General features: G+C 62.0%; 22 protein-coding genes and 2 pseudogenes. 11 read left to right on the top strand and 13 right to left on the bottom strand.

Translation table 11 applies throughout. The annotated features are described in order from the left end of the window. Nucleotides 1-203: 203 nt before the first annotated feature. Nucleotides 204-863, top strand: a pseudogene (locus P5W99_RS28920) (DUF72 domain-containing protein); the annotation flags it as partial. Here P5W99_RS28920 and P5W99_RS28915 read toward each other — a convergent pair. Continuing rightward, a complete protein-coding gene (locus P5W99_RS28915; RefSeq protein WP_434665377.1) occupies nt 814-1974 on the bottom strand; it encodes a DNA topoisomerase IB in 1161 nt (386 codons plus the stop codon). The pseudogene P5W99_RS28920 and the gene P5W99_RS28915 sit on opposite strands and share 50 nt — an antisense overlap. A gap of 377 nt (nt 1975-2351) precedes the next feature. On the opposite strand from P5W99_RS28915, the gene P5W99_RS28910 reads away from it, so the two are divergent. Together P5W99_RS28910 and P5W99_RS28905 are read left to right on the top strand one after the other, a co-directional pair. Further along, complete coding sequence (locus P5W99_RS28910) at nt 2352-2663, top strand: hypothetical protein (protein WP_421027277.1); 312 nt, start codon at nt 2352-2354, stop codon at nt 2661-2663. Nucleotides 2664-2814: 151 nt separating this feature from the next. Then, nucleotides 2815-3006, top strand: a complete 192-nt coding sequence (locus P5W99_RS28905; protein ID WP_421028005.1) for a hypothetical protein — start codon at nt 2815-2817, stop codon at nt 3004-3006. Between the two features lie 208 nt (nt 3007-3214). Here P5W99_RS28905 and P5W99_RS28900 read toward each other — a convergent pair whose 3' ends face one another. Next, a complete protein-coding gene (locus P5W99_RS28900) occupies nt 3215-4798 on the bottom strand; it encodes an isocitrate lyase (protein WP_421027276.1) in 1584 nt (527 codons plus the stop codon). Nucleotides 4799-5087: 289 nt separating this feature from the next. Here P5W99_RS28900 and P5W99_RS28895 point away from each other — a divergent pair, with 289 nt between their 5' ends. Continuing rightward, nucleotides 5088-5231 carry a hypothetical protein gene (locus P5W99_RS28895; protein WP_434664610.1) on the top strand — a complete coding sequence of 48 codons (144 nt, stop codon included), beginning with the start codon at nt 5088-5090 and terminating at the stop codon, nt 5229-5231. Between the two features lie 9 nt (nt 5232-5240). On the opposite strand, the gene P5W99_RS28890 is transcribed toward P5W99_RS28895, so the two are convergent. Next, nucleotides 5241-5771, bottom strand: a complete 531-nt coding sequence (locus P5W99_RS28890) for a pyridoxamine 5'-phosphate oxidase family protein (protein WP_421027274.1) — start codon at nt 5769-5771, stop codon at nt 5241-5243. Between the two features lie 165 nt (nt 5772-5936). Here P5W99_RS28890 and P5W99_RS28885 point away from each other — a divergent pair, with 165 nt between their 5' ends. Beyond that, nucleotides 5937-6401, top strand: a complete 465-nt coding sequence (locus tag P5W99_RS28885) for an SET domain-containing protein (RefSeq protein ID WP_421027273.1) — start codon at nt 5937-5939, stop codon at nt 6399-6401. A gap of 132 nt (nt 6402-6533) precedes the next feature. Here P5W99_RS28885 and P5W99_RS28880 read toward each other — a convergent pair whose 3' ends face one another. Then, nucleotides 6534-7913 (bottom strand): replication initiation protein, encoded by a 1380-nt coding sequence (locus P5W99_RS28880; protein WP_421027272.1) that lies wholly within the window; start codon nt 7911-7913, stop codon nt 6534-6536. A 1338-nt stretch (nt 7914-9251) separates the two neighbouring features. Here P5W99_RS28880 and P5W99_RS28875 point away from each other — a divergent pair. Together P5W99_RS28875 and P5W99_RS28870 are read left to right on the top strand one after the other, a co-directional pair. Further along, nucleotides 9252-10460, top strand: a complete 1209-nt coding sequence (locus P5W99_RS28875; protein ID WP_421027271.1) for an AAA family ATPase — start codon at nt 9252-9254, stop codon at nt 10458-10460. Then, the gene (locus tag P5W99_RS28870; RefSeq protein WP_421027270.1) at nt 10457-11449 is read left to right on the top strand and encodes a ParB/RepB/Spo0J family partition protein; all 993 of its coding nucleotides are present in this window, start codon (nt 10457-10459) and stop codon (nt 11447-11449) included. The genes P5W99_RS28875 and P5W99_RS28870 overlap by 4 nt, the downstream gene beginning before the upstream one ends. A 1807-nt stretch (nt 11450-13256) precedes the next feature. Here the strand turns inward: P5W99_RS28870 and P5W99_RS28865 are convergent. From P5W99_RS28865 to P5W99_RS28850, 4 genes are all read right to left on the bottom strand, one after another. Beyond that, nucleotides 13257-13847, bottom strand: a complete 591-nt coding sequence (locus tag P5W99_RS28865; protein WP_421027269.1) for a flavin reductase family protein — start codon at nt 13845-13847, stop codon at nt 13257-13259. After that, nucleotides 13789-15033 (bottom strand): cell division protein ZapE, encoded by a 1245-nt coding sequence (zapE, locus tag P5W99_RS28860; protein ID WP_434664609.1) that lies wholly within the window; start codon nt 15031-15033, stop codon nt 13789-13791. The genes P5W99_RS28865 and zapE overlap by 59 nt, the downstream gene beginning before the upstream one ends. Before the next feature lie 322 nt (nt 15034-15355). Then, nucleotides 15356-16039, bottom strand: coding sequence for a 6-hydroxyaminopurine reductase (yiiM, locus tag P5W99_RS28855; protein ID WP_421027267.1), 684 nt, complete (start codon nt 16037-16039; stop codon nt 15356-15358). A 120-nt stretch (nt 16040-16159) separates the two neighbouring features. After that, complete coding sequence (locus P5W99_RS28850) at nt 16160-17035, bottom strand: LysR family transcriptional regulator (RefSeq protein WP_434664608.1); 876 nt, start codon at nt 17033-17035, stop codon at nt 16160-16162. 117 nt (nt 17036-17152) lie between these two features. Here P5W99_RS28850 and P5W99_RS28845 point away from each other — a divergent pair, with 117 nt between their 5' ends. After that, a complete protein-coding gene (locus P5W99_RS28845) occupies nt 17153-17578 on the top strand; it encodes a VOC family protein (protein ID WP_035533721.1) in 426 nt (141 codons plus the stop codon). A gap of 29 nt (nt 17579-17607) precedes the next feature. On the opposite strand, the gene P5W99_RS28840 is transcribed toward P5W99_RS28845, so the two are convergent. Then, nucleotides 17608-18462 carry an alpha/beta fold hydrolase gene (locus tag P5W99_RS28840; RefSeq protein WP_421027265.1) on the bottom strand — a complete coding sequence of 285 codons (855 nt, stop codon included), beginning with the start codon at nt 18460-18462 and terminating at the stop codon, nt 17608-17610. A gap of 186 nt (nt 18463-18648) precedes the next feature. Between P5W99_RS28840 and P5W99_RS28835 the strand changes: the two genes are divergently transcribed. Then, nucleotides 18649-18906, top strand: a complete 258-nt coding sequence (locus P5W99_RS28835; RefSeq protein ID WP_434664605.1) for a hypothetical protein — start codon at nt 18649-18651, stop codon at nt 18904-18906. A 153-nt stretch (nt 18907-19059) separates the two neighbouring features. Here P5W99_RS28835 and P5W99_RS28830 read toward each other — a convergent pair whose 3' ends face one another. Both P5W99_RS28830 and P5W99_RS28825 read right to left on the bottom strand, forming a co-directional pair. Further along, the gene (locus tag P5W99_RS28830) at nt 19060-19371 is read right to left on the bottom strand and encodes a high-potential iron-sulfur protein (protein WP_421027263.1); all 312 of its coding nucleotides are present in this window, start codon (nt 19369-19371) and stop codon (nt 19060-19062) included. A gap of 192 nt (nt 19372-19563) precedes the next feature. After that, a pseudogene (locus tag P5W99_RS28825) lies at nt 19564-20277 on the bottom strand (GNAT family N-acetyltransferase); the annotation flags it as partial. A 515-nt stretch (nt 20278-20792) separates the two neighbouring features. On the opposite strand from P5W99_RS28825, the gene P5W99_RS28820 reads away from it, so the two are divergent. Together P5W99_RS28820 and P5W99_RS28815 are read left to right on the top strand one after the other, a co-directional pair. Next, complete coding sequence (locus tag P5W99_RS28820) at nt 20793-21338, top strand: sigma-70 family RNA polymerase sigma factor (RefSeq protein ID WP_035533777.1); 546 nt, start codon at nt 20793-20795, stop codon at nt 21336-21338. Continuing rightward, nucleotides 21335-21976, top strand: a complete 642-nt coding sequence (locus tag P5W99_RS28815) for a DUF1109 domain-containing protein (RefSeq protein ID WP_421027262.1) — start codon at nt 21335-21337, stop codon at nt 21974-21976. The genes P5W99_RS28820 and P5W99_RS28815 overlap by 4 nt, the downstream gene beginning before the upstream one ends. Nucleotides 21977-22049: 73 nt before the next feature. Here P5W99_RS28815 and P5W99_RS28810 read toward each other — a convergent pair whose 3' ends face one another. Continuing rightward, nucleotides 22050-23450, bottom strand: a complete 1401-nt coding sequence (locus tag P5W99_RS28810; RefSeq protein ID WP_421027261.1) for an MFS transporter — start codon at nt 23448-23450, stop codon at nt 22050-22052. 132 nt (nt 23451-23582) lie between these two features. Beyond that, nucleotides 23583-24761 (bottom strand): CaiB/BaiF CoA transferase family protein, encoded by a 1179-nt coding sequence (locus tag P5W99_RS28805; protein ID WP_421027260.1) that lies wholly within the window; start codon nt 24759-24761, stop codon nt 23583-23585. Between the last annotated feature and the right edge of the window lie 9 nt (nt 24762-24770).

Here is a 24770-nt window from a genome sequence, read left to right as displayed (position 1 = left end):
CCTGGGCATTGTTGCCCCATGCGCTGCGAATATAGGTGAGCACATTGGCGATCTCCAAGTCCGCGAGCGTCCCGGCGAACCCGGCATCGCCTGGCGCGGCGTCCCAGCGAGCGTCGACGGGCTGCTACCGCCCTCAACGAGCAGGCGTATCAGCGACGTCGTATCCTCTGTCAGCACCATGGAGTTGCCCACGAGCGCGGGAAATGCCGGGGCTGGGGCCGCTGCGGCGGCGAGCGCCGCCAACGCCAACGAAAAGAAGACAACGCCATGCTTGTGGTCTTTGTCATATCGCCACACACATGCTGCGGTTTCGGGACGAGTGGGCAATCGTTGCGTGTGCGAACTTCTTTGCGCAAGGGTTGCTGGCGTTGAACGAAAAATTAGGACCTCTACTCTGGCAGTTCCCGCCAACCTACCCCTTCAATGCCGATCGCCTGGAACGGTTCCTCGCACTGCTGCCGCGCGATACGGAAGCTGCGCTACGTCTGGCGAGACGCCACGACTCACGGGTGAAGACGCCGCGGCTCACCATCGACCGCAACCGGCCCATGCGCCACGCCATCGAAATTCGCCATGCGAGTTTCGTTGCCCCCTCTTTCGTGGATCTGCTCCTACGCCATCGCGTGGCGCTCGTGGTATCCGATTCCACGGAGCCCTGGCCCTATGCCGAAGATGCCACCGCCGACTTTACTTATGCACGGCTGCACGGTTCAACCGGAAAATATGCGGGGGCCTACAGCGACGCGGCGCTGGACGAATGGGAAGCCCGCTTCAGAGCATGGCGCGAGGGAAAGCCCGCAGCGCACGCGCGACTCATCGCGCCCGCGCTCGGCAATCGCGAGTGCAAACCGCGCGACGTGTACTGCTATTTCGACAATGATCAGAAGACGGAAGCGCCCTTCGACGCGGGCCGCTTGATGACCCGGTTTGGCTTCGCCGAAGAACCGCTCGCTCCCGGCTCGACATCTCGCGCACCCGCCGCTTTGCGTCGCTCTTCAGAAAAGCGACGAGCGCTGCCTCGTCAGCCTTGAGTCCGCGGCGGCGCGCGGCGGGCAGCGCCTGGGCGAGGGCACCCGCCTCGAACGCTTCGATCACGGCCGGATGGACATAGCATTTGCGGCAAACCGCCGGCGTATTGCGCAGCAGTTGCGATATCTTCTTGATGGTGCCGACGACGTGTTTGCGCGCCTGCGTCGCCGTTTCCCATTCCAGCTTGCGCAGCGCCGCCAGCGCGAAAACGCTGCCCGCCCACGTGCGGTAGTCTTTCGCGGTGAACTCTACGCCGGTGATCTCGCGCAGATACTCGTTGATGTCCGAGGAGCTAACGGAATGCCTCGCACCATCGGCGTCGAGATACTGAAAGAGCTCCTGGCCCGGCAGTTCCATACAGCGCCTGACGATGCGCGCGACGCGCGCGTCGCTGACCGCGACATCGTGCTCGATGCCGCTCTTGCCACGAAACCGGAAGCGCAGCCGGTCAGACGACACCGTCAAATGCCGCTTGAGCAGCGTCGTCAGACCATAAGAGCGGTTCTCCCGAGCATACTCCTCGCTGCCCACGCGAATCAGTGTGATATCGAGCAGGCGCACGACCGTGGCCAGCACCTTGTCTCGCGGCATGCCGTCGAGCGCCAGATCGCGCGCCAACTGGGCGCGCAGTTTCGGCAGCGCCGTGCCGAACGCCAGCAAGCGCTCGTACTTGGTCGCGTCGCGCGTTTCACGCCAGCGCGGGTGATACCGGTATTGCTTGCGACCGCGTGCATCGCGGCCCGTCGCCTGCAAATGGCCGTGCGGATCCGGGCAGATCCACACGTCGGTATAGGCAGGCGGCACCGCCAATGCATTGATACGGCGAATCTCGGCATCGTCCTTGATGCGCTTGCCTCGCGTATCGAAGTAGACGAACGCCCCATCGATCCGCTCGCGCGTGTACCCGCGATGCGAGTCGTCGACGTAGCGCAGGCCCGAGGGCATGACGTCAGTGAAGGATGCGCTGCGCTCGCGCGCGGCGCTTTTGCGGCCCGGCCCTCCAGCATTTTCCTGATTGTTTGCCACGGCTTGCCTCGGTCGATTGGCCTGATTGGGTAACGAACGAGCAATGCCCGTGCCGCGAACGCCGTTGCGATTCTTGCGCGAGACCAGCGCTCAGTCGGACTTGCCGCACTTCGATGAACCGTTGAGCCGAACCGGGAATATTCAATGCGGCAATCCAGCAATGCAGCACGACGGCGAAACACCCGGACACCCGATTCAACCCCAAAGTGGAGCCAATGATGACTGAACCGACGATCGCCCTCCCCGACGCAGGCCCGGGCCAGGCGTCTGAACGCGTTGCGTCACTGAGTACAGGAATGACCGATCTCGCACGCCTTTGCGTCGAGACCGCTGGCCGCATCGTGGAACTCAATAGCCGCGCGTTCAATACCGCCCTGAATGAGCAGCGCGCCATCGCACTGGAATCGGCCGCCGGGCATTCGGCGTTTGACACATGGCGCCTGAATGCAAGCTATGCATTAGCGGGCACTGCAAAGACTGCGGCCTACTGGCGGCACGTCAACGAGATCATGCTTGGCGCGATCGTCGATTGCGTTAGCGGTACTGAAAGCCGTCTTAACCATGACTTCATGGTGTGGACCGCCGCGTTCGAGAGGCCCGCCTCTTAAAGCATCCGCACTGATTCGCACCGCCGGCGCCACCGCCCTTCATCCTGTATTCGGCATCGTTCGGACAAGTGGCGCGGCACGTTCCCTGCGGCAGGACACCTGCTACGTCCGCCGCTCTATTGATTCAGCATCGAACCTCGAGGTGATCATCATGCAACCTGCGAAGCCCGCACCCAGCGAGAACGAGAGCCCACTGAACCCGGGCGACGAAGGCCCCCCGGGCACCCCGGGCGTCGGCGAAGACCTGTGCGGCGCCTGCCATGGCACCGGTCTCGTCGAAGGACAGCGCTGCGCCGTCTGCGGCGGTACGGGCAAGGTCCTGCAGGGCATCGGTGGTGGTTAGTGCGGCCTCCCGGCGATAGCGCGGCGATGTCCGCGGCTGCGTCGCTCGCGCTGGCGACAGGCGAGATTGGCGCGGCCGGGGCCGATGGGGAGAAGGCGCGGTAGCCCGTGTTGAGTCACGCACTATCGCCTGGCGAGATTTATTGCCCGGATAAAAAAACGCCAACCCGTATTACCGGGTTGGCGTTTCGCCTCGGGTACTGCCGAAATCAGAACTGGTTCATCGTGTTGTCCTTACCCGCCGCCTTCAGCGCTGCTTCGCCGCTGAAGTACTCCTTGTGGTCGTCGCCGATGTCCGAGCCCGACATGTTCTGGTGCTTCACGCACGCGATGCCCTGGCGGATTTCCTTGCGCTGCACGCCAGCCACATAACCGAGCATGCCCTGGTCGCCGAAGTATTCCTTCGCGAGGTTGTCAGTCGACAGCGCCGCGGTGTGATACGTCGGCAGCGTGATCAGGTGGTGGAAGATGCCGGCTTCGCGCGACGCATCGGCCTGGAACGTGCGGATCTTTTCGTCGGCCAGTTTCGCCAGTTCGGTCTGATCGTATTCCACGCTCATCAGCTGGCCGCGCTCGTAGGCCGACATATCCTTGCCCTCGGCCTTCATCGCGTCATATGCCTGCTGGCGGAAATTCAGCGTCCAGTTGAACGACGGGCTGTTGTTATACACCAGCTTCGCGTTCGGGATGACCTTGCGGATCTCGCTGACCATGCCGCCGATCTGCGCGATATGCGGCTTTTCGGTTTCGATCCACAGCAAGTCGGCGCCGTTTTGCAGTGCGGTGACGCAATCGAGCACGCAGCGCGCTTCGCCCGTGCCGGAGCGGAACTGGAACAGGTTGCTCGGCAGACGCTTGGGACGCAGCAGCTTGCCGTCGCGCTTGATGATCACGTCGCCGTTGCCCAGTTCGTCAGCCGACAGTTCTTCGCAATCGAGGAACGAGTTGTACTGGTCGCCCAGGTCGCCCGGCTTGTGGGTCACGGCGATCTGCTTGGTCAGGCCGGCGCCCAGCGAGTCGGTGCGCGCCACGATAATGCCGTCGTCCACGCCCAGTTCGAGGAACGCGTAGCGGATCGCGCGGATCTTCGCGAGGAAGTCCTCGTGCGGCACCGTGACCTTGCCGTCCTGATGGCCGCACTGCTTCTCGTCCGACACCTGGTTTTCGATCTGGATGCAGCACGCGCCCGCTTCGATGAACTGCTTGGCCAGCAGGTAGGTGGCTTCGGCGTTGCCAAAACCCGCGTCGATGTCGGCGATGATGGGCACCACGTGCGTGACGTGGTTGTCGATCTTTTGCTGGATGGCGGCCTTGGCGGACGCGTCCTTTGCGGCGTCGAGTTCGCGGAACAGGCCGCCCAGTTCACGGGCATCGGCCTGGCGCAGGAACGTGTACAGCTCGCGGATCAGCGCACTGACCGAGGTCTTTTCGTGCATCGACTGGTCCGGCAGCGGGCCGAACTCGGAGCGCAGCGCAGCCACCATCCAGCCCGACAGGTACAGATAGCGGCGCTCGGTGCTGTTGAAGTGCTTCTTGATGGAGATCATCTTCTGCTGCCCGATGAAGCCGTGCCAGCAACCCAGCGACTGCGTGTACTTCGACGGGTCGGCGTCGTAGGCGGCCATGTCGGCGCGCATGATCTTCGCGGTGTACTTCGCGATGTCCAGACCCGTCTTGAACTTGTTCTGGGCACGCATGCGGGCGGCGTATTCGGGATTGATGGCATTCCAGGCGCTGCCGTTGTTTTCCTTCAAGCCAGCCACTGCCTTGATGTCGTCTTGATACTGGGCCATGTGTCTCTCCTAAGAGCAAAGCGCGTTTGATCAAATGGTTTCAGCGTGCCGCCGCGTTTGTCGAAGCGAACTGCATGACTCAATAGTAACGCCGCCCACCGCGTTTGGGTGAAGTCTTATATAAGACATAAGACATAATTTACGCTTTAAATTCAATAAGATACGCACATGTTTTTGCGATACAAAACAGGTTTTCGAGTGACGAAAAAATCTCACCCCGGAAATTTCCCGCATATCCCGCAATGTGAAATTCACTTTCAGCGGCTGGAGAGTCGGGCTCGCCACGCGCATGGCCGACGATCCGCTGGCCCTCTCGCTCACCACCGCGCGTGAAATCGCGCAACGCAGCCCCGACGCGATTCGCGCCGCCAAGCGCCTGCTGCAGGTCGCGTCGCGCGGCGACGCGGCGGCGCCCTTTAAAGGCAGCCGGTGACAGTCGTGCTCATGGCTGGGGGGCGTGCGTGCGCAACATCGCGATCTGCTCGCGCCAGCGCGCTATCACCTTCTCGCGCTCGTGCAGGCGGAACGTCACCCCGCTCAGCACCTCGGCATATTTCGCGCGATGCACGTCCACACGCTCGACGCGCAGGCGAAACACGCTGAGGTCGAGTGCGGTCTGATGCTCGGCGACGAGGCTTGCCTGCGCGCGTATCTCCAGCACCGCGCCGTCATGCACCAGCGTGAGCGTGAGGCGTGCGTCGCGCTGCATGTTCTGCGCGGTGTTCGAGCGCGGCCATATCGCCACGAGCAGGGTTTGCGCGTCGAGCGCCAGCACTTCCCCCACACTTAGCTGCGCACCGTGCGGCCAGCCATCGGCGCCCACGGTCGAGAGGCGAAAGGCTTCGTCCGCGCGCGTCTCGAGGTGCTCGCCGTCCAGCGCGCGCACGAGCGAAGGCGGCAGCTCGCGCGCGTCATGCTGCGCGTCCGCGTGCTTGCGCTCCGGCGCGGAATCGCGGGTTTCATCTCGATGCATCGATCAGGCTCTCCGAAGGGGGCAAGCGGGTTCGCAAGCGCCACGCCAATCTACCGCATCGCGTACGACGATGGAATTGCTCGGCCAGGCCACCGTCACACTGTACGCGCCGACATTTTCTCGGCATATACTCGGCGTCTTCCCCTCCGCGACGTTCCGACGACTATGAAACGTGTGACCGTCCGGCAATCGCCGGTGCATGGCAAAGGCGTTTTCGCGCTGCTTCCGTTGCGCGCCGGGGAGCGCATTTTCGAGTACAAGGGCATGGTGACCACGTGGCGCGAGGCGGCGCGCTGGAACGCGCGCCGCAGCGACTCGGGCCACACCTTCCTGTTCGGCCTGTCTGACGGGCGAGTGATCGACGGCGGGCGCGGCGGCAATGGCGCACGCTGGCTCAATCACGCGTGCGCCGCGAACTGCGAGGCAGTCGAAGGAAACGGGCGCGTGTTCATCGAGGCAATCCGCGATATCGCACCCGGCGAGGAGCTCTTCATCGACTACGCGCTCGAGATCGAGCAGCAGGCCGACGACGACGCGCAACGCGACTATGCCTGCCGCTGCGGCGCCCCGCTCTGCCGCGGCACCATGCTGGGAGCATTGGCCGCGGGTGCACTTGTTTTAGCGGTGTGAACCCGCCGATGTAAAGCAACCATTCACATCGACGATTTGATCAGGAATCCATATAAATCACGCGATTGCCGCCATTACCCCGGAGGCCGCCGCAACTGGCGGTGAATCCAATGCCGCGCATCGCGGCGTGCCTCAGGCGGCGCTTTGCTTGAGTCTCGCGTACACGAACTGCCCGAAATACCACGCGAGATCGGAATGGCTGAGGATATTCGCGTCCGACAACGCGGAGGCTTCGAGCTTCAGGCGACGCAGCATGAGCTTGCCGGCTTGCGACACGATGTACAGGCGCACGAGTTCCTTGCGGGTCTTCTCGTCGGCAGACTCGAAATGCTCGCGCCCGCGCTGGACTTCATCGTTGCGGCGCGCGCGCGCTTCTTCGTCGCGCGCGGCGATGCTCTGCTTCACGGCGCTGCCGGCCTCGGCTTTCGCCGTTTCCGCCGCGCTCTCGGCCGCCGCCCGCTCGGTCTGGATCGCCACCATCTTGCGCTCGGCCTCCGACACCTGCCAGTTGTGGCTCAGCGCCTTCATCAGGTAGCCCGCCGGGCTCTTGGTGACCTTGCCCTGATTGAGGCGAAAACGCGTGTATTCGATGGCCTGCTGGATCCGCTCGTCGGTCCAGCTCATGCGATGCTCGGCGATCACATCGAACTGCTTGTTGCTCAGGCCGAACTCCTCCTTCAGCGTGAGCAGCAGGTCGTGGGCGTCGGGCTGACGGCTCAGCATGGCCGCAACGGTGTCCTTGCGCTTCAGCCGGAAGCGGATCTTGTTGATCTTGCGCGAGGTTTCGGAGTCGGCCCGTGTTTCGTAGCTCAGGTCGATGTCCGAGAGCTCGTTGATCTGGCGCACGGCCGGATCGAGATACTTCGGCCGGAAGTGCTTGAACTCCGAGGCGCTCGATCCAAGCTTGCCCGGCCAGCGGCGCATGACGTCGAGCTCGATCCAGTCGGTAAAGCCCGCGCTCACGTAGGGCAGCACGTAGTCGTAGATTGCCCGCGCGAAAGTCTGCGAGAAGGCGGCTGTGATGCACAGGTTGAGCCAGTGATGCTTGTCCGGACCGGTGATGTGTCGCAGCATCAGCGGCGGGATGCGAAACTGGATACGCCCCTTGCCGATCTTCACGCTGCCCATCAACTGCTCGGAAATCCACTGGTCCTCTTCGCTGGGCGCGCGATCGGGCGGCGTGTCCGTCACTTCGATGAGCACCCGCTGTGCTTCCTTGATCACGCTCTGGAGATGACGCACGTTGCGGCTCTCGTAGCGCATGAGCCACTTGAAGTAGTTCAGGTCGACGTCGTAGATCTCGCGCGGCAGCGGTTCCTGGGCCGCGATGAAATAGGCGGCATCGATAAAACGTCGCGACGACAGGCCGAGCCCGTTGATCGCAACGAAAACGTTGTTGCGCTGAAAGCCGATCTCCCTCGTGCTCTCATTGATAGGCTGGCCGGACATTTCCTCGAACAACCCGAGCGACATCTGCTGGGTGGTCGTCCTGCGTCCGCTGTCCTCCGACATTCGTGTGCTCTCCGTCGATATTGGCCGCGACTCTATCACTCCCCGAACACAAGTCAACACAATAACCGTTACCTCAAACGGCAGGCTTTGAAGGGTCCGCACAAAAAACGTGCCGAATTGCACATAGACCTCTCCATCCCCAGCACAAAAAACATCACCCTCGTGCACATAAACCAATGCTTTCTGCACATAGACCGGTGCTTTTCAGCAGCAAGTCCTTGAAGACAAAGGATTCGGAGGCGTTCGTTAGTGGGTTAGTGGGTTTTCTTTGTTTAAGTAAACAAACCAACCGCAAGCAGCAAAGACGCTTCGCGCAAAAATTTACGCAAATTGGCTGAGGGCACACGGGCGTATTTCTTATAGGAAAAGCCGCAGGATCCCTCGCCAATGGGGAATTTGAGCGCAAATTTTCGAGGATTTGCTGTGCTACCGGTCGATCAAACCGTACTTGGCCATCATCGAGGGCAACGGTTTATGTGCACCTGTTCGCGCTGGTGGTAATGGTTTGTGTGCGGCCGGCCGGAGGACGGCGTCCGCTGCTGAATTTCTTCTTCCCGATGCCCTCCTCAGTAACGTTTTTTGTGCAAACAGCGGGTGGAGGAACGAAGGTGGAGGTTTTTGTGCAGAAGAGGGAGTCCGAGGAGGCAACGTTTAATGTGCAAGCGCGTGTGATGGGCCGCCATGGACGCGAACGCTAGTTTGGGGCGACGGCCGGTAACGTTTTTTGTGCTGACTCTTGGGGACTTTGGCGTTCGCCCATCTTCTTGAGGCGGCGGCTACCGTCGTTTTGTCTGCGTTCGCGGAGATCTTTGCCTCCGGGACTGCGCGATAGTCACGTTTTTTGTGCAGTTCAGCGCTTGCGCGGTTCCTGTTGCGGCGGGTGTTGGATTGGGTAACGGTTTTTGTGTCAATTTTCAGTGTTGGGGTCGTTGAATCTCGTGTGCGTGCACAAAATCCGTTACTGTGAAACCCGAATCGGTTACTGTCGTTTCGCGGATTAGCGAAGGTGCACAAAAATCGTGACCTCTGAAGATTTTGTCTGCTTATAGGAATGTCCGCGCAGCGCTGCGAATCAAAGGGTGCCGCGATCTCCATCAGAACCGAGAGAATTCCGGCGGGCGCATGCTTAAAAAATAGGCAAATCGGCAGGAATGCCCTTAAATGCCGCGTAGGCGGCCTGGCGGCCTGATGAGGGTGCAAGGCTGGACCGAAGCTCCGGAGCCCGTCATAGCGCAAATAAAAAGGTCGATTTTTTTAAAAATCGACCTCAATCAGTGTGTTTCGATACGCTTTTCCTGTATTCTACGCTTTATCTAAATTCCGATGAAAAGCGTATTAATGGCAAAGACTATCGAATTTCCATCGATTGATCGGCGTGTCGACCTTTCTGCGGTCACGCAGTTTGCAGAGGAAGCCGGTCAACTATCAGAAGAACTTCGGGAAATGATGCTGGCGCCGAAGCCGCGAAAGATGGCGCCCACATTCACGTCCGCGCAAGTTGCCGAACTGTGCGGCATCGACCGCATCAAGCTCAACAATCTGCTCGCTACACGCGAGGGCCTGCCACAAGGCGAGGCCCAAGGCTCGGGGCGCAGCCGGGTGTTTACCTTGCCTGAAGCGCGCACGTGGGTCCAGCAGGTTTCGGATATTTATCAAACGCCACTTCATACTGGCGTGCGCGATGCCGACGGCAAGGTCATTCTGGTCGCCAACTTCAAGGGCGGTTCCACCAAGACCACCACCACGATGTGCCTCGCCCAGGGCTTGACGCTGCGCGGCCGGCGGGTGCTGCTTATCGACCTCGACCCACAGGCATCACTCACTGAGCTTTGCGGCCTTTATGCGGAAAAAGAAGTCACGGAGGACAGCACGGTCCTGCCGTTCATTTACGATCCGCAGATGGAAGGCGGCCTGCGGAACTTCGTGCAGCCGACCTATTGGGACGGGCTCGACGTCATTCCGGCGCACCCCACGCTCTTCTCGGCGGAGTTCCATATTCCCGGCACCGTCATCAAGAATCCCGGCTTCAAGTTCTGGGACTTGCTGCGCCAAGGTATTGAGTCACTGCGTCAGCACTACGACTACATCATCCTCGATACCGCGCCGTCGCTGTCCTACCTCACCATCAACGCGCTGATGGCCGCCGATGCCATGGTCATGCCGCTAGTTCCGGAGAGCCTCGACTTCATCAGCTCGGTGTCGTTCTGGAGTCTTTTCTCCGATCTCGCGCACACGATCATGGAGCGCGGCGACGAAAAAACCTACGACTTTGTTTCGGTGCTGCTGTCGAAAGTGGATTATGGCAAGACGTCGTCGGCGCCTGTGGTTCGCTCCTGGGTGCAGCGCACCTACAAGGATTGGGTCAGCGCCGTGGAAGTGCCGGCTAGTTCGGCTATGAGTAATGGTGCTCTGGCGATGGCCACCGTGTTCGATATCAGCAAGGGCGATCTCGCTGACAAGACCGTCGCGCGCGTTCGGCAGCCGCTCACCGATTACGTGCGCTGGATCGATGATCTTTATGTAGAGCAATGGAGGGCCGGAAAATGAGCTCGTTTCGCGACAAAATGGCGGCCAAGACCGCCGAGCTCGGCTCTGCTTCGGAGCGCCAGGCGACCGAACGGCCTGTGCCCGCTGCACCGGAGCCACGCCGCAGCAGCGCGTTCAAGACGGGCCCGGGAATGCTGGGGGCGCTGGCCGTGGCCCAGCAGCGCATCCAGGAACTCGAAAGCACAAGCGACAAGCTCATGCTTCCCGTCAGTGCGATTCAGCCCAACCCGTGGCAGCCACGCAAGATTTTCAGCGATGAGGGTCTTGCATCGCTGGCTGAATCAATTCGCGAAGTGGGGCTGGTGGAGCCGGTTGTCGTGCGGCGCGCCGACAACGGCTATCAGTTGATTGCCGGTGAGCGGCGTTTGCGGGCGCACGTTTTACTGCACGAGGAAGAGATTCGTGCGTCGGTGATCGAGTGCTCGGATCAGGACATGGCCGTGCTCGCGTTGGTCGAGAACGTGGGCCGCGAAGATCTGACTGATTATGAGATTGGCCAGTCGCTGCGCCGCGCCGAGCGGGAATTTCCGACGCGCACGCGGATGGCGGAGGCGCTGGGCATGTCGCGCAAAGGCTTGTATCGATTCCTCGCGTTCGAGAAGCTTCCCGACTTTATTCGCCGTGACCTTGATCTAAATCCTCGCTTGCTTGGCGGATCCGCCGCGGACGAAATCGTTTCAGCGCTCAAGAAGCACGGTGCACAAGGTTTGAAGGCAGCGCGCGAGCTTTGGCCGGCGGTCGTGGCAGGGACGCTTGATCAAGGGAAGCTGGCTGCAGCCATTGGTGCGCAATCGGATCGCGGCGAGAGCGAGCAGAGCGTTTCGGAGCGGAGTATCGAGAAGATTTTCTCAGGCAAGAGCCACGCAGGCAGCATCACGAAGGATACGAATAGCTTCACCGTGAAGCTGAAGACTGGCGTTCTTTCAGATGCACAGGAGACGCAGATTCGCGAACTGATCAGCCAGTTGTTCAATGTGAAGCCCGGCTGAGGATGACTTCCAGGTTGTTCGATGGTGTTAAAGGCCCGCGCAAGCGGGCTTTTTTTTATGGGCCGGCTCCTGGTGTGTCGAGTCGACACACCGAACTTTGGCTGTGGAGTGGCCAATCCTGGTGGTGAACAACTGTGTCGACTCGACACAGTTGTTTAGGAAAGATCGCTCGTGTCCCCCTGGCGGCTTTCGGATGAGAACTATTATGGGCGGCGCGCGTGGCTGTATCTCCGTGATGCTGTGTTAGTCGTGGCGAATGTGTGTCGAGTCGACACACGATACTTCAGATCCGAGTGGCCGATTCTGTTGGGCGCGGCCGTGTACATCAAGTCGATAGCAGCAGCACATGATGATGGCCCAAGCGCCACTCGCCAAACACCGGAAACCGGATAGGTCGATCCAGTGAGGCTCAACTCTTTCCCGAGTGCCAGACGCGCAATCGAACGGCGGCTGTGTGTCGAGTCGACACACAGAGCAAGCCCTGGTTCAATGTCCCTCAGCTGCGCTGCCGCGACACGTGGAAATCAGCAGCGAGCATGCCCAATTCGATCGGTGGTGGTTCGAAGCCAACAGCGCTGCCTACACACCATTTTTACCTTGCACAGAGTGCGATTGGTGTGTCGACTCGACACACAGGCCACTCACGTCGGCGTGCATAATTCCGTGCGCCCAAAGACGTATGTTCGCCCGACGCATCCAGCATCACGTGATATCGCTACGACTTCGCGCAAAAAAAGTGTCGACTCGACACACCGCATAATGCGGAGGCCGTTGCCTGCCTTCCTGTAAGCAACGACGTCTTATGTGAAGGCCGTACTCGGGTATGGCGAGACACGATACCCGGAAGTGGCCTCGGGCAAATCCAGCGACGCGACGCAACTCACGCCGTTCGCGAATGTGTGTCCACTCGACACATTCTGGGCAGGAGGTAATGTTGTGCGCGTCGAGTGATCTCGCCTCGCCAATTTGCGGCGACAGCGAGGCATCTGATGCTGTCACTGAGCTACGCTGAGATGGGCTGGCTCAGTGATCTTGCTGAAGATGAGATGTCCGCAGGAAGAGTGAGAATTGCCTGTTCGATCGTGAGCGGGTGTAAGCGTATCGGGACGCATTCGATCAAATTTTCATCAGGGAGTCAGGGAGCCAGTTCAGTATCGGGAGAGTCAGGGGCGTAGTCTGTCGACTTATCGAGTTATGCCCGAGTAGAAAGCCTCATGCCAGTCGAGGCTATGCCCAGCCTGGCTAATTACCACATGCCATGACAGCAAATCATTAATGCAACTAACCGTCCAACGGGCTATGCAGCATGATGGCGCATCCGCAATACACCGATGTGGGGGTTCGCTCGTCAGCGCGAAGCGCAACTTGATGCGAGTTCAAATCTCACAATCCGTTGCTGCAAAGATTTGAAATAGAAGTTCGTCGGGCCACGCAAATAGTCAGACGTCACCGCTGCTCGCGCAGACAAAAACGGAGGCGTCCCCAAGCGAAGCTATAAGAGCTTCCTTCTTCAGGGTGGGGTTACGGAGGTATTCGCTAATTCCGCAAACCCGCTCACCCCGTTCCGTGAAACATTCAATGAAATTCCGGGAAATCTACGAAATCCTTATGGCACGGTGGTTTCAGCGCATTGCAGGCACCCACGGGACATAATGTTTCACGGAAAAATGCGTTTCCCGACCCCAAAAGCGCGCTCCTCGAGGCACTCACACGACAAGTTCTAAAAATTAACCCAGAGCCGTATCGTTCAATACGTATTTTGTAATATGTCAGAGGCCGGCGCATGCGCATTACCGTTGCCTATGCCTTATCCAGCAAACTCCCGCGCCTTAATGGCATCGCTGGCCAAAGCAAAAATCCCGGCACCGAGGTGATGGATCGTGTGCAGGTCGCGGTTGCCGCTATCGAACACCCAGTGACCCCGGTCGAACACGCGTGAATCGGCCGCTGCCGACACCACCTCGCAGAAACACGTGTCATAGGCGTCTTCGGTGTGTCGCTCGGGAATGAGCCGGCATTCCAGCCACGCGGCGCAGCCCGCTTCGAGCAGCGGCACGCCGAGCACCGGCCCACGAACGGCTTCGATATCGAAACGCCGGAATTTGTCGGCATCACGTCCGCTGACGCTTCCGACCGCGTAGGTCAAATCCATAGCAGCCGCGCCCGGCACGCAGATGCCGAAGGTTCCGCTCGCCTGAATCAGTTCGCGCGTGAAAGTTTTCTTGTCGATCACGATCGCGATACGTGGCGGTGTGAACTCCACCGGCATCGACCACGCGGCGGCCATTACGTTGCGACGCGCGCCATCCGCGCTTGTGACGAGCACCGTGGGGCCGTGATTAATGAGGCGGCTCGCATGTTCGAGCGCTACGGGCTTGAAGCGGGAGAGGGCGTCCATTGTGCAGTGTGTCCGTGTCGTGTCGAAGTCCGACGGACTGTACACCAGGTGGAAATAGTCTGCGGACCGCGCTTGCAGTTCGCGTGAAACCGCACCGCAAGTCGAGAGCCTCACGTGAAGGCGCGGCGAGATGCTTGCGCACGAGGCTGCTCGCATAGCCACGCGATTGCATTTCGGCTAGACGACTCGTGGTGCGAGAAACATCGTGCGCGCCGTCGAGTCCAGTGAGCGCCGCGCGAATCGGCTGATCAGAGGCGATGAATAGCGCATGCTTGCGGTCGTAAAAAATATCGACGAGCCACACGAAGCGCTGCAGTACATCGCGGCGCTTGAGCATCTCCGTCTCCAGACGATCGACGATGACGCCGCGCCAGCGCTCGGCAAGCGCAAGATAGTCGAGATGCGAGCGGCGCGCGCCGCACAGCGCATCGAAGTCGACCCACACCAGTTGCTTGCCCGCCGCCGTGACGGGCAGCAATCGTCCAGCCACTTCCATGGTAGTCGGATGAACGGCTGCTTGCGCTTCGTATTCGCCAAAAATTTCCCACAGCGGTTCGCGTGTGCCTTCTAGTGGCGCGAAAAAACGCCGCTCGATGGTTGCCGCGCCGCTGGCATCGCTTTGCTCGCGATAGTCACGCTCACCATCGAACGTGACGATTTTGAAATGCTGTTCGATTCGTTCGATCGTGGGTTCGAAGCGTTCGTGAAACTCGGGGTCTGGCAGCAGACTGCGCGGGCTGTAGTTCGACGTCAGCACGATGCGCGTGCCGCATGCGAGCGCCGTCTCCAGAAAGCGGCCCATCAGGAACGCATCGGCGATGTCGTGCACATGGAATTCGTCGAAATAGAGCAGTTCGATGTCCTTCAGCCATGCTCGCGAGACGTCGCCGAGCCGGTCGTCGCTTTTGGGCGCCTGCACGAGCAGACGGTTCACATCGCGAATGAACTGATGAAAATGGAGCCGCCGCTTCGTGCACGTGGCAAGCGCATAGAGGGTATCGACGATCAGGCTCTTGCCGCGACCAGGCAGACCGTGACAGTAGACGCCACGATACTGCACCTCGTCAGCATGTGCGCGTTCATCGTCGAGCAACACGCATAGTGCGTCGATCGCCCGTTGCTGGCTCTCGTCCGCGACGACACCTTTTTGGGCGAGCACACTGGCAATGGAGGACGGGGCGATCATGCGGTGACGAGGACTCGGGGAATGAGCAGGCCGAAGGCGTGCGAGACGGCGCGTGCGACAGCGTAGTTTAACAGGGCACCTGTGGACCGTCTCAGCGACCTGGTGGACTCGAATGCATATGGAACGAGTAGGAAGCTGGCTTCGAATATATCGGTGTACTAATCGCGAAACTTAACGATCTGCGGCTATATCGCGCACTTAGATCACGCGTTCTTCATGGACGTCTCCTCACGACCTATCGGATCAATTTCCATGCGGCGCGCCGGCGCTGTCGACGATAGCCGGAGGCAGGTGCCGTGGATCTTCTGAAATGGTCCGCGCATTAACGTCGCGCGCCACCCCAAAGGCGCCGTGAGAAGTCTTCGATCTTGCCGCTGACGCGCCGCCTCTGCAGGGTGCGAGTCCAGCTCGCCGATAGTCCTGCTGCGCTCAGCAGCCGCAGACACTGTTCGTCGTTAAACGGCGAATGCCAGGCGATGGCGGCGGCGTCGCGCAAGGAAACGTTGCTGACGCGAGAAGCCAGTTCCAGCGGTGCATCGGGGCTGACGCGACCGGCAGCAATTACGCGGTAGAGCCAGCCCACGCGCGCCGCGTTCTGCATGTGCTGCGAGAGGTCTTCGATGTCGAAGTGAAAATTCACTTTGAAGCAAGGCGAGCGCGGCTGCGTGACCTGAATCAGCGCTTCGCCCCAGCCAAAAATATCGCCGATAAAGACGTTTTCTTCGGTCAGCCCGACGGTAGAGAGGTTTTCCCCGAAGGCCGGCGCGGAAAATTGCCCGGCCTGCGCGGGAAACTCATACGCCCAGTGAGCGTAGTGCTCGCGTGGATAGTGGCACAGCGCGCGGTCGGGGCCGCCGTGAATCCCGGGCTCCGCATGCTCGTCCCCTTCAAGGCCCTGCTCGGTCAACATCAGCGTGCCGTTCACTGCGCGCTTGGCGATTGCGCTCGGGCGGCTGCCGGGGTAATCGCGAATCGGGCCGGCAAAGACGGCTGCGGGATAGTTCATGTGCGACTTCATCTGCGTGAGCCCACATGCTCCGCGTTTTGGCTTTGCCGCGCAATTCGAAATGGCGAGGGGCAGGCATTAGGCGACGTTCGGCCGCGCGCAATCGAACGCGCAGCCGCACTAACGCGCTCCCTTCGCCTCCCTCTCCAGCAAATTAAGCAGCACCCTGGCCGCCTCGCTCATCTGGCTCGCGTCGCGATGCACGATGCCCACGTCGCGGTGAAACGTGTGATGCCCGAGGTCAAGCGCGCGCACCCCGGCTGGCCAGCGCGTATACGTGGCAGTCTGCGGGACGAGCGCCACGCCGACGCCGTTCTCTACCAGCTTGACGATGGCTTCCAACTCGTCGAGCTCGCACGCGTCCTGCACGGGCAACTGCATGCGCCGCAAAAAACGGTCGACCTGCCTGCCGCCGAACGAAGCGCGGTCGTAGCGGATATAAGGCTGCGTGGCGATCAGCTCCATCCAGTCGCTGCCCTTCATGCGGCGCGGCACGATGAGCCGATACGGCTCTTGCGCAAGCGGCGTCCAGCGCATATCGCTCTGGAGTGCGAACGGTGGACGGATGAGGGCGGCCAGTTCGATTTCACCCGCATCGACGAGGTTGAGCAGTTCCATCGATACACCCGGAATCACGCGCGTGCTCGCGCCGGGGCACTGTTTGCGGAATGCCGCCAGGGCGTCGGGCAGCAACGCGCGCTGCACCGAGGCGATTGCGCCAATATTGACTCGCACGGCCACGGCCGGGTCCACGGTCACGGCGCTCAGGTTGCCATAGAGCCGGATCACTTCCTGCGCCTGCACGAGAATCTGCTGGCCGCGCGCATTCAGGCGCGCGGTGCGTCCTTCGCGGTCGAACAGCGCGAAACCCAGTTCGGCTTCGAGGCGTTGCATCTGTGCGCTCACGGCGGCCTGCGTGAGACCGATCCGGTTGCCGGCGGCAGCGAACGTACCCTCGCGGGTAACGGCGATCAACGTCTTCAACTCGCGGATCATTCACAAATTCCGTTTGTGGATGACGAAATTATATATTGATTTTATTTTTAAACGGCGTCGCCTATGATGGCCCGATCAAACGCTAAAACCTGTTGCATGCCGAGCATGGAGTCAAGCATGAGCCTTTCCCCGTTTCACCTGGCTATTCCTGTCTATGATCTTGCCGCTGCGCGTGATTTCTATGGCCGCGTGTTCGGCCTCGAAGAGGGCCGTTCGAGCGATCAGTGGGTCGATTTCGATTTTTTCGGCCATCAGCTCGTGATTCACGAGCATCCGAAAACCGTTTCGCAGGAGAACGCGCATACGAATGCGGTGGACGGGCATGACGTGCCGGTGCCGCATTTCGGCGTGGTGCTGGAATGGGGGCAGTGGGAAGCGCTCGCGCAGCGACTGCGCGAGTTCGGCACGCAATTCGTGATCGAGCCGTATATCCGCTTTCAGGGGCAGGTGGGCGAGCAGGCCACCATGTTTCTGTTCGACCCGTGCGGCAACGCGCTCGAATTCAAGGCGTTCAAGGACATCGGGCAGCTATTTGCCAAATGAACCCCGGCGTCGCCGGGGGCAGCCGTGCATCAACCTTGCGTGATGAAGTTGCGCACGTGCGTATTGAACAGATCGGCGTGCGTGGCGTTCATGCCGTGCGACGCGCCTTTCATCGTGATGCGCTGCGCGAAGTCGATCCACTCTTCGAGCGCTTGCGCGTTGTTGCGGAACATGAGCGGGCTGCGCTGGCCGTCGATCAGCAGCGTGCGGCACTTGACGTCGGCTGCGGGGCTGCGCATATAGGCGGGCAGCGGGTCGAGCAACTGCTTGGGCAGCGTCGTGGCGTTGGCGATGGCCATTTCGCGGAAAGCATGTGGGCTCTTGCGCCAGGCGCCGGGCATGCTCACCGAATCCACGAACAATTCAAGCCCTTCTTCCAGATCGCCGCGCTCGATGAGGTCGGCCGCGCGTGTACGCAGCGCATTGGTGGCGGGCGGGAGCACGTCGGCGTCGTCTTCGACGCGGCGCAGCGGGCCGCCCGGGTCCGCGAGCACGAGCGTGCGCACCAGACGCGGATAGCGGCGCGCAAGGTGATACGCAATCGATCCGCCGCGCGAATGACCGACCAGATGCACCGACTCGAGTCCCATCGCGACAATGAAATCGGCCAGTTCGTGCAGATGGCTTTCCCAGCCGAACTCGCCCTGGATGCAGGCGTCGGCGGCCGGCCAGTAATGGCTGAGGCTTGGCGCGATGCAGCGGAAATCGTTCGCGAGCCCGTCCAGTTGCGGCGCCCAGTAGCGGTAGTCGCACAGCGAACCATGCACGAACAGCAGCGGCTCGCCTGCGCCCCGTTCGAGGTAGGGCAGAACGACGCCCGAATCCAGCGTCGCGAACGACAGATCGGGCGGGGCAAGTAGGGACGGGTCAATGCGTTGATTCACGGAGATCACTCCAGTCGCGGAGATGACACTTTGCCGCATGGCAACGCTTAAGGGAAACGCAATAAATTGAACGTCGCAATCAGATTTACTGATTGAAAATAAACTGAAAGGAACCGCTTATGCCGGCCGCGGTGTGGCGTTGGTAGACTCCGCCGGCATTCAGTACCTATTTACCGGAGTTCATTCATGCCTCGAAACCTGCTTCGCGCCTGTCTTGGCGCGGCCATGTGTTTGCTCGGTGCTTGCAGTGCTGCGAGTTACACACCCTCGTCGAATGCGGTCGGCGCAGATCGCGACGCACACGGGTGCATCGGATCCGCAGGCTATTCGTGGTGCGAACATACGCAACGCTGCGAACGCCCCTGGGAACTCGCGAAGCAGAAAGGCTTTGCCGCATCCGAGGCGAACTTCGCGCAGTACTGCTCCACCGGAGCGACCAAGTAAACGGCGAACGGCCCCGCAGGGCCGGTTTCTCAAACACGCAAGCTTCTGATAGTTACTTAGGATGCCGTTGTATTTGCACCTTTCAGAAGAGAGGCGGCGCGATGGACCTCCTTCATGATCCATCACGTATCCGGCGAGCGTCAGGTCTGAAAATCAGGCTTTCTTGACGTACGAGTTGCACCACCCCTTTGCATACACCAGCTTGCCGCCGTAGGCGAGGCAGGGTCCGGTCGCTCCGCCGGGTTTGCCCTGATACAGCTGACAAGAGGCGCAGGTCTGCCCGACCTGATAGCGGGGGAACTTTGCTTTGTCGACCTTGGTGGCGTCTTCCTTGTAACCGAGAGCCTGGGCCGTGGGATCGCTTTCGGAGAGCAGCGGGGCGTCGGCGCGCGACTCGGTGGAAAGCACCGTGGTCGACGCGACAGAGGCGGCAATGATCATGAAGCGTCGGCGAGAGACTGGCATGACATGGACTCCTGTATGGGGGGGGATCCAACGGGAGCCGGCGGAACACCATGCGCATGTCAAGCATGGCTCTGGGTCCGCGTACGTCGAGTGTCTCCCGTCGTGCATCGACTTCGACAACACGTGCAGAAACCAATGTATCACGGCGTGACATGAACATGCACGCCGTGTGTGAGCGCCGGGTCACCCGTGGGCTTGCGCCTCTCGCAAGCGCGCAAGCGATTCGCGCTGATTGCCTTCGGCGTCGAAGTTGCCTGCGTCGAGCCACGCTTCGAACCCGCGTTTCACAGCGGGCCAGTGTTTGTCGATGATGGCGTACCACGCGGTGTCGCGGCTGCGCCCCTTGTAAACAATGGCCTGCCTGAAAATACCTTCGAACTGGAACCCGAGTCGCAGCGCGGTCCGGCGCGAGGGCGCATTGAGGCTGTCGCATTTCCACTCGTAGCGGCGGTAGCCCAGTTCGTCGAATGCGTAACGCATGAGCAGATACTGTGCCTCGGTGGAGAGCGCTGTGCGCTTGAGCAGCGGGGAGAACGTGACGTTGCCGACTTCGATCACACCGTTCGACGGATCGATGCGCATGAGCGAGAGCGTGCCCACGGCCTTGCCGCTCGCCCGGTCGACGATGGCGTAATGCAGTGGATCGGCAGAGGCCGCCGCGCCCGTGAGGTACGCGCGATACGACACGAGATCCGTGAACGGGCCGATCGTCAGGTAGGTCCAGTCGCGGCCGTCGGTGGCCTGGCTGTACGCATGGAAAAGGTCGGCGGCGTGCCGTTCGACGTCGATGGGCTCGAGGCGGCAGCGCGCGCCCTCAATGCTCACGCGCGCGGGCCGCTCACGCGCCGTCCAGCCGGATAGGGCAACGCCGATGGGTTGTTCGTACTCGTTCGTTCTCGTTGCCATGCCTGACATGCTCCGTTTGCGCGACACCATTGATCGGGAATCAGCACTAAAGTACCGCGCGCGTGGCCCCTTGCAAAGATCCACGGAGCGTGCCTTCGTTGGGGCCACATGGCTGCAGTGCGCATGCCGCATGAAAATTCGCGCGGGATGTAACCCGTTGAGCGTTGGCGACGAATTAGCTTGAACGGACCCGCAAGCGGGTGGTGGGTGGCGCAAGGCGTGCGCGTGCAGGTTCATTGGCGGAGAACGAAAGCGTGAGCTGGGCGGACACAGCGGCGGGATGGATGCAGGCCGATGAGCACGACATGCGAGACACGCGGCGGACGCGTGGCGCGGGCCGCGCCGCCCGCGCTATTGCGGCGGTGGACGGCATGGGCTACGCTCTGTCGACCGCGCCCGCGCTGGACGGCGGCAATCCCGGCGCCGCCGCGTGCAAGCCTGCCGCAAGCTTCACTGCGGGTGCGGAGCTTGGCGCTGGGGCGCCATCCCTTCGGCCGGAGCACACAGGACGCCCTTTGCATCCCGCGGAAATCCGTCTCAAAGCGCTGTTCGTCGACGGTCTCGAAGGCGACGCCGACGCCTACCGCCTTTTCCTCCAGGAACTCACGCGGCATTTGCGCGGCTTTTTGCGCCGCCGCATCCCGCAACTGCACGAGGACGTGGAAGACCTCGTGCAGGAGATTCTGCTCGCGGTGCACAACGCGCGCCACACCTGGCGTTCCGATGAACCGCTGACCGCCTGGGTGCACGCCATCGCCCGCTACAAACTGATGGATTTTTTCCGCTCGCGCTCGCGCCGCGAATCGCTGAACGACCCTCTCGATGATCACACCGACCTGTTCGCCACCGCCGACGACGAGCCGGCGCAAGCGCGCCGCGACATCGGCAAGCTGCTCGACCAGTTGCCCGACAAGCAGCGCCTGCCCATCGTTCACGTGAAGCTCGAAGGACGTTCGGTCGTGGAGGCCGCGCAGCTCACGGGGCTCTCGGAGTCGGCCGTGAAGGTGGGCATCCACCGTGGCCTGAAGGCGCTCGCCGCGCGTATCCGGGGGGCGCAATGAAAACCGACGATCTCATCAACCTGCTTTCCACGGGTGTCGTGCGTGTGGATCACAAGGCGGTCCTGCGCCGCTTCGCGCGCGCGCTGCCGCTCGGGCTGGCCGGATCGCTCGCGATCGTCATGATGGTGTTCGGCGTGCGGCCCGACCTCATGAGCGTGGCGCAAACGCCGATCTTCTGGGCCAAGCTCGCCTTCCCGCTTGCCGTGGCGCTCACCGCCTCACTGGTCGTGAGCCGGCTGGGACGCCCGGGCGTGCGCGCCGGCTATGCGTGGGCGCTGGCGGCCGTGCCCTTCGTTAGCGTGTGGCTGGCAGGGTGGCTCACGCTGGGCGCCGCCGCGCCCGCCGAGCGCGTGCCGCTCGTGCTCGGCATGTCGTGGCGCACCTGTCCGTTCAACATCCTGCTGCTTTCGGTGCCGACCTTCGTGGCGGTGTTCTGGGCCGCGCGAGGCCTCGCGCCGACGCGCCCGCGCCTTGCGGGCGCCGCTGCGGGCCTCTTTGCGAGCGGGCTGGCCACCATCGCCTATTGCGTGCACTGCCCGGAAATGAGCCCGGCGTTCTGGAGCATCTGGTACGCGATCGGCATGCTGTTGCCTGCTGCGTTGGGTGCGTGGCTCGGACCGCGGCTGCTGCGCTGGTAAGTTGGCCGCGTGCTGGCAGGCCGGCGCTCGCGTGGCCTAACCCGAAGCAAGCAAAGCGCCCCGCCAGACATGCTCAGCGCCCCTCGGTACCGCACGAGACTGCGGCGTTGCTCTCCAGTTCTCGCGCATCGCCGGTTTCAGGCTTGATGTCTTCGAGCGCGGCGCGGCTCGTTTCCACGCGCAGCACCAGAATGGCCGCGCACAGCACCGCAAGAACGCCGCTTACCATCGCGATCACGCCCGACACGCCGAATCGCTCGTACAGCAGCAACGCGAGCCACGGCGTGATGATCGACGAAGCACGCCCGACCGTTCCGGCTACGCCCGTGCCGCGCAGCCGCACTTCGGTGGGGAACAGCTCGGGAATGTAGCCGAACAGGCCCAGCGTGCAGATCGTGTAGATCGCGCTCACGAGGCAGAAGCCCGCGAGCATGATGGCGGCGGGGTCGCGCAGTGTCACATAGACCCAGCCGAGCGCGACGCTCACGACCGAAGAGATCAGGATGCCACGTGCGCGGCCCACGCGATCGGCGATCAGATAGCCGATCAGGCCGCCCACCGGCGAGCCCACCGACATCACGAACACGAAGCCGAGCGACTTGACGACCGAGAGCCCTTGAGCAACGAAAAACGTCGGCAGCCATGCGATAAATCCGTACAAGCCCACATTCACGCCAACGGCCGTGAGCGCCGCCACGACCGTGCGGCTGCGCATGTCCTTCGCGAACAGTACGCCGAGCGGCACCTTGCCCTTGTTCAGATCGACGGCGCGCTGCACGGGCGGCAACTCGCCCACCTGGTCGCTCACCTCGCGCTCGATTGCCGCGAGCGTGGCTTGCGCCTCGTCGAGCCGGCCGACCGATTCGAGCCAGCGCGGCGACTCCGGCATGCGGTGCCGCAGGAACCAGACGACGAGCGCGCCCACGCCGGCGAGCGCGAACATATAGCGCCAGCCGAGATGCGGAATGACCCAGTAGCCCGCCGCGAGCGCGGCGAACAGGCCGCTATTGGTGATGATGGCAAGCAGCGATACCCACTTGCCGCGCGTGGCGGGCGGCACGAATTCCGCGAGCGTGCCTGCCGCGACGACGAGCTCGGCGCCCAAACCGAGACCCATGACGAAGCGCAGCCCGATGAGCCATTCGATGTTGGGCGCAAAGCACGCGGCGATGGACGCGAGCCCGAACACGGCAAGATTGAGCTGATACGAATAGCGCCGGCCGAGCCGGTCGCCGAGCCAGCCCGCAACGAACGCGCCGAGCATCATGCCGACGAACGTGGACGACACGAACATCGCGCCGTGGTGAAGGTCGGTGAAACCCTCCTTGACCATCGCCGCGACCGAGCCATTGGCGAGATAGATGTCGAAGGCGTCGAGGAATGCGCCGCCGGCGATGAGGCCGAGAATTTTCCAGTGGAAGCGGGAAATGGGTAGCCTGTCCAAACGCCCGGCGGCGTTGACCGCGTGTTGCATGGTGTCGTCTCCTGAATGGATTTGCCGCGAAGTTGGCTTTTTGGCGGCTTGCGTACCGTCCAATAAATTCTGGACTACTACGGTATTAAGTGATTTGTGGCCGATCAGTGTCGATGGAGCCGCGTTGCGAGATCAAACCGTACCGCTCTCCCGCAGCGTGCGGATGCGCGCTTCGTCGTAACCGAGTTCTCGCAGGATCGCATCGGTGTGCTCGCCGAGCGCGGGCACGGGGTCCATGCGCGGGTTATCGGCGAGCGTCGCGCCCGGCGGCAGCAGCGCGGGAATCTCGCCTGCCGGCGTGCCCACGCGCGTCCAGCGCTCGCGCGCGGCGAGCTGCGCGTGCGCCCAAACCGCGTGCATGTCGTTGATATGCGCGTTCGCGATCTTCGCTTTTTCCAGCCGTTCGATCACGTCGCCGGCCGTGAGCGCGCCGAACGCCGTTTCGATGAGCTTGCCCAGTTCCGCGCGATGCGTCACGCGGCGGCTGTTCGAGCAGAAGCGCTCGTCCCCGGCCAGCGCCGGTTGGCGCAGGACCGTCTCGCAGAAGCTCTTCCATTCCCGTTCGTTTTGCAGGCCGAGCATGACGGATTTGCCGTCGCCGGCCTTGAACGGTCCGTAGGGATAGATCGTTGCGTGCGCCGCGCCGTTGCGCTGCGGCGGCGTCTGGCCGTCGATCGCGTAGTAGAGCGGGTAGCTCATCCATTCGACCATGCTTTCCAGCATCGACACGTCGATGCGCCGGCCGCGCCCGGTCTTGCCGCGTTCGATGAGCGCCGCAAGGATGCTCGAATACGCATGCATGCCCGCCGAGATATCGGCGATCGAGCAGCCGGCCTTGGCCGGTTCGTCGGGCGAGCCGGTAATGCTGAGAAAGCCGGATTCGCTCTGGATCAGCAGGTCATAGGCCTTCTTGTCGCGATAAGGGCCGTCGCTGCCGTAGCCGGAGATATCGCAGACGATCAGGCGCGGGTAGCGCTCGCGCAGCGCCTCGTAGTCGAGCCCGAGACGCTGCGTGGCGCCGGGCGCGAGATTCTGCACGAACACGTCGGCGTCGGCGAGCAGCGCGTGCACGATGGCGAGCGCCTCGGCGCGCTTCACGTCTAGCGTGAGGCTTTCTTTCGAGCGATTGGTCCAGACGAAATGCGAAGCGAGGCCGTGCACGCGTTCGTCGTAGCCGCGCGCGAAGTCGCCCGCGCCGGGGCGCTCGACCTTGATGACGCGCGCGCCCAGATCCGCGAGCTGGCGGGTGCAGAAGGGCGCGGCGATCGCGTGCTCGAACGTGATGACCTTGATGCCTTCGAGAGGGCGCATGAGAGTCTC

It is taken from the genome of Paraburkholderia sp. A3BS-1L (genome assembly GCF_051125215.1).
Taxonomy (GTDB): Bacteria; Pseudomonadota; Gammaproteobacteria; order Burkholderiales; family Burkholderiaceae; genus Paraburkholderia.
This window is presented reverse-complemented; position numbering and strand designations above follow the sequence as displayed.

Coding starts and splice junctions, on each gene's coding strand:
- P5W99_RS28915 (WP_434665377.1), bottom strand. CDS start 1,974: ATGCCCTCGGGCCTGCGCTACGTCGACGACTCGCATCGCGGGTACACG.
- P5W99_RS28910 (WP_421027277.1), top strand. CDS start 2,352: ATGACCGATCTCGCACGCCTTTGCGTCGAGACCGCTGGCCGCATCGTG.
- P5W99_RS28905 (WP_421028005.1), top strand. CDS start 2,815: ATGCAACCTGCGAAGCCCGCACCCAGCGAGAACGAGAGCCCACTGAAC.
- P5W99_RS28900 (WP_421027276.1), bottom strand. CDS start 4,798: ATGGCCCAGTATCAAGACGACATCAAGGCAGTGGCTGGCTTGAAGGAA.
- P5W99_RS28895 (WP_434664610.1), top strand. CDS start 5,088: ATGGCCGACGATCCGCTGGCCCTCTCGCTCACCACCGCGCGTGAAATC.
- P5W99_RS28890 (WP_421027274.1), bottom strand. CDS start 5,771: ATGCATCGAGATGAAACCCGCGATTCCGCGCCGGAGCGCAAGCACGCG.
- P5W99_RS28885 (WP_421027273.1), top strand. CDS start 5,937: ATGAAACGTGTGACCGTCCGGCAATCGCCGGTGCATGGCAAAGGCGTT.
- P5W99_RS28880 (WP_421027272.1), bottom strand. CDS start 7,913: ATGTCGGAGGACAGCGGACGCAGGACGACCACCCAGCAGATGTCGCTC.
- P5W99_RS28875 (WP_421027271.1), top strand. CDS start 9,252: ATGGCAAAGACTATCGAATTTCCATCGATTGATCGGCGTGTCGACCTT.
- P5W99_RS28870 (WP_421027270.1), top strand. CDS start 10,457: ATGAGCTCGTTTCGCGACAAAATGGCGGCCAAGACCGCCGAGCTCGGC.
- P5W99_RS28865 (WP_421027269.1), bottom strand. CDS start 13,847: ATGGACGCCCTCTCCCGCTTCAAGCCCGTAGCGCTCGAACATGCGAGC.
- zapE (WP_434664609.1), bottom strand. CDS start 15,033: ATGATCGCCCCGTCCTCCATTGCCAGTGTGCTCGCCCAAAAAGGTGTC.
- yiiM (WP_421027267.1), bottom strand. CDS start 16,039: ATGAACTATCCCGCAGCCGTCTTTGCCGGCCCGATTCGCGATTACCCC.
- P5W99_RS28850 (WP_434664608.1), bottom strand. CDS start 17,035: ATGATCCGCGAGTTGAAGACGTTGATCGCCGTTACCCGCGAGGGTACG.
- P5W99_RS28845 (WP_035533721.1), top strand. CDS start 17,153: ATGAGCCTTTCCCCGTTTCACCTGGCTATTCCTGTCTATGATCTTGCC.
- P5W99_RS28835 (WP_434664605.1), top strand. CDS start 18,649: ATGCCTCGAAACCTGCTTCGCGCCTGTCTTGGCGCGGCCATGTGTTTG.
- P5W99_RS28830 (WP_421027263.1), bottom strand. CDS start 19,371: ATGCCAGTCTCTCGCCGACGCTTCATGATCATTGCCGCCTCTGTCGCG.
- P5W99_RS28815 (WP_421027262.1), top strand. CDS start 21,335: ATGAAAACCGACGATCTCATCAACCTGCTTTCCACGGGTGTCGTGCGT.
- P5W99_RS28810 (WP_421027261.1), bottom strand. CDS start 23,450: ATGCAACACGCGGTCAACGCCGCCGGGCGTTTGGACAGGCTACCCATT.
- P5W99_RS28805 (WP_421027260.1), bottom strand. CDS start 24,761: ATGCGCCCTCTCGAAGGCATCAAGGTCATCACGTTCGAGCACGCGATC.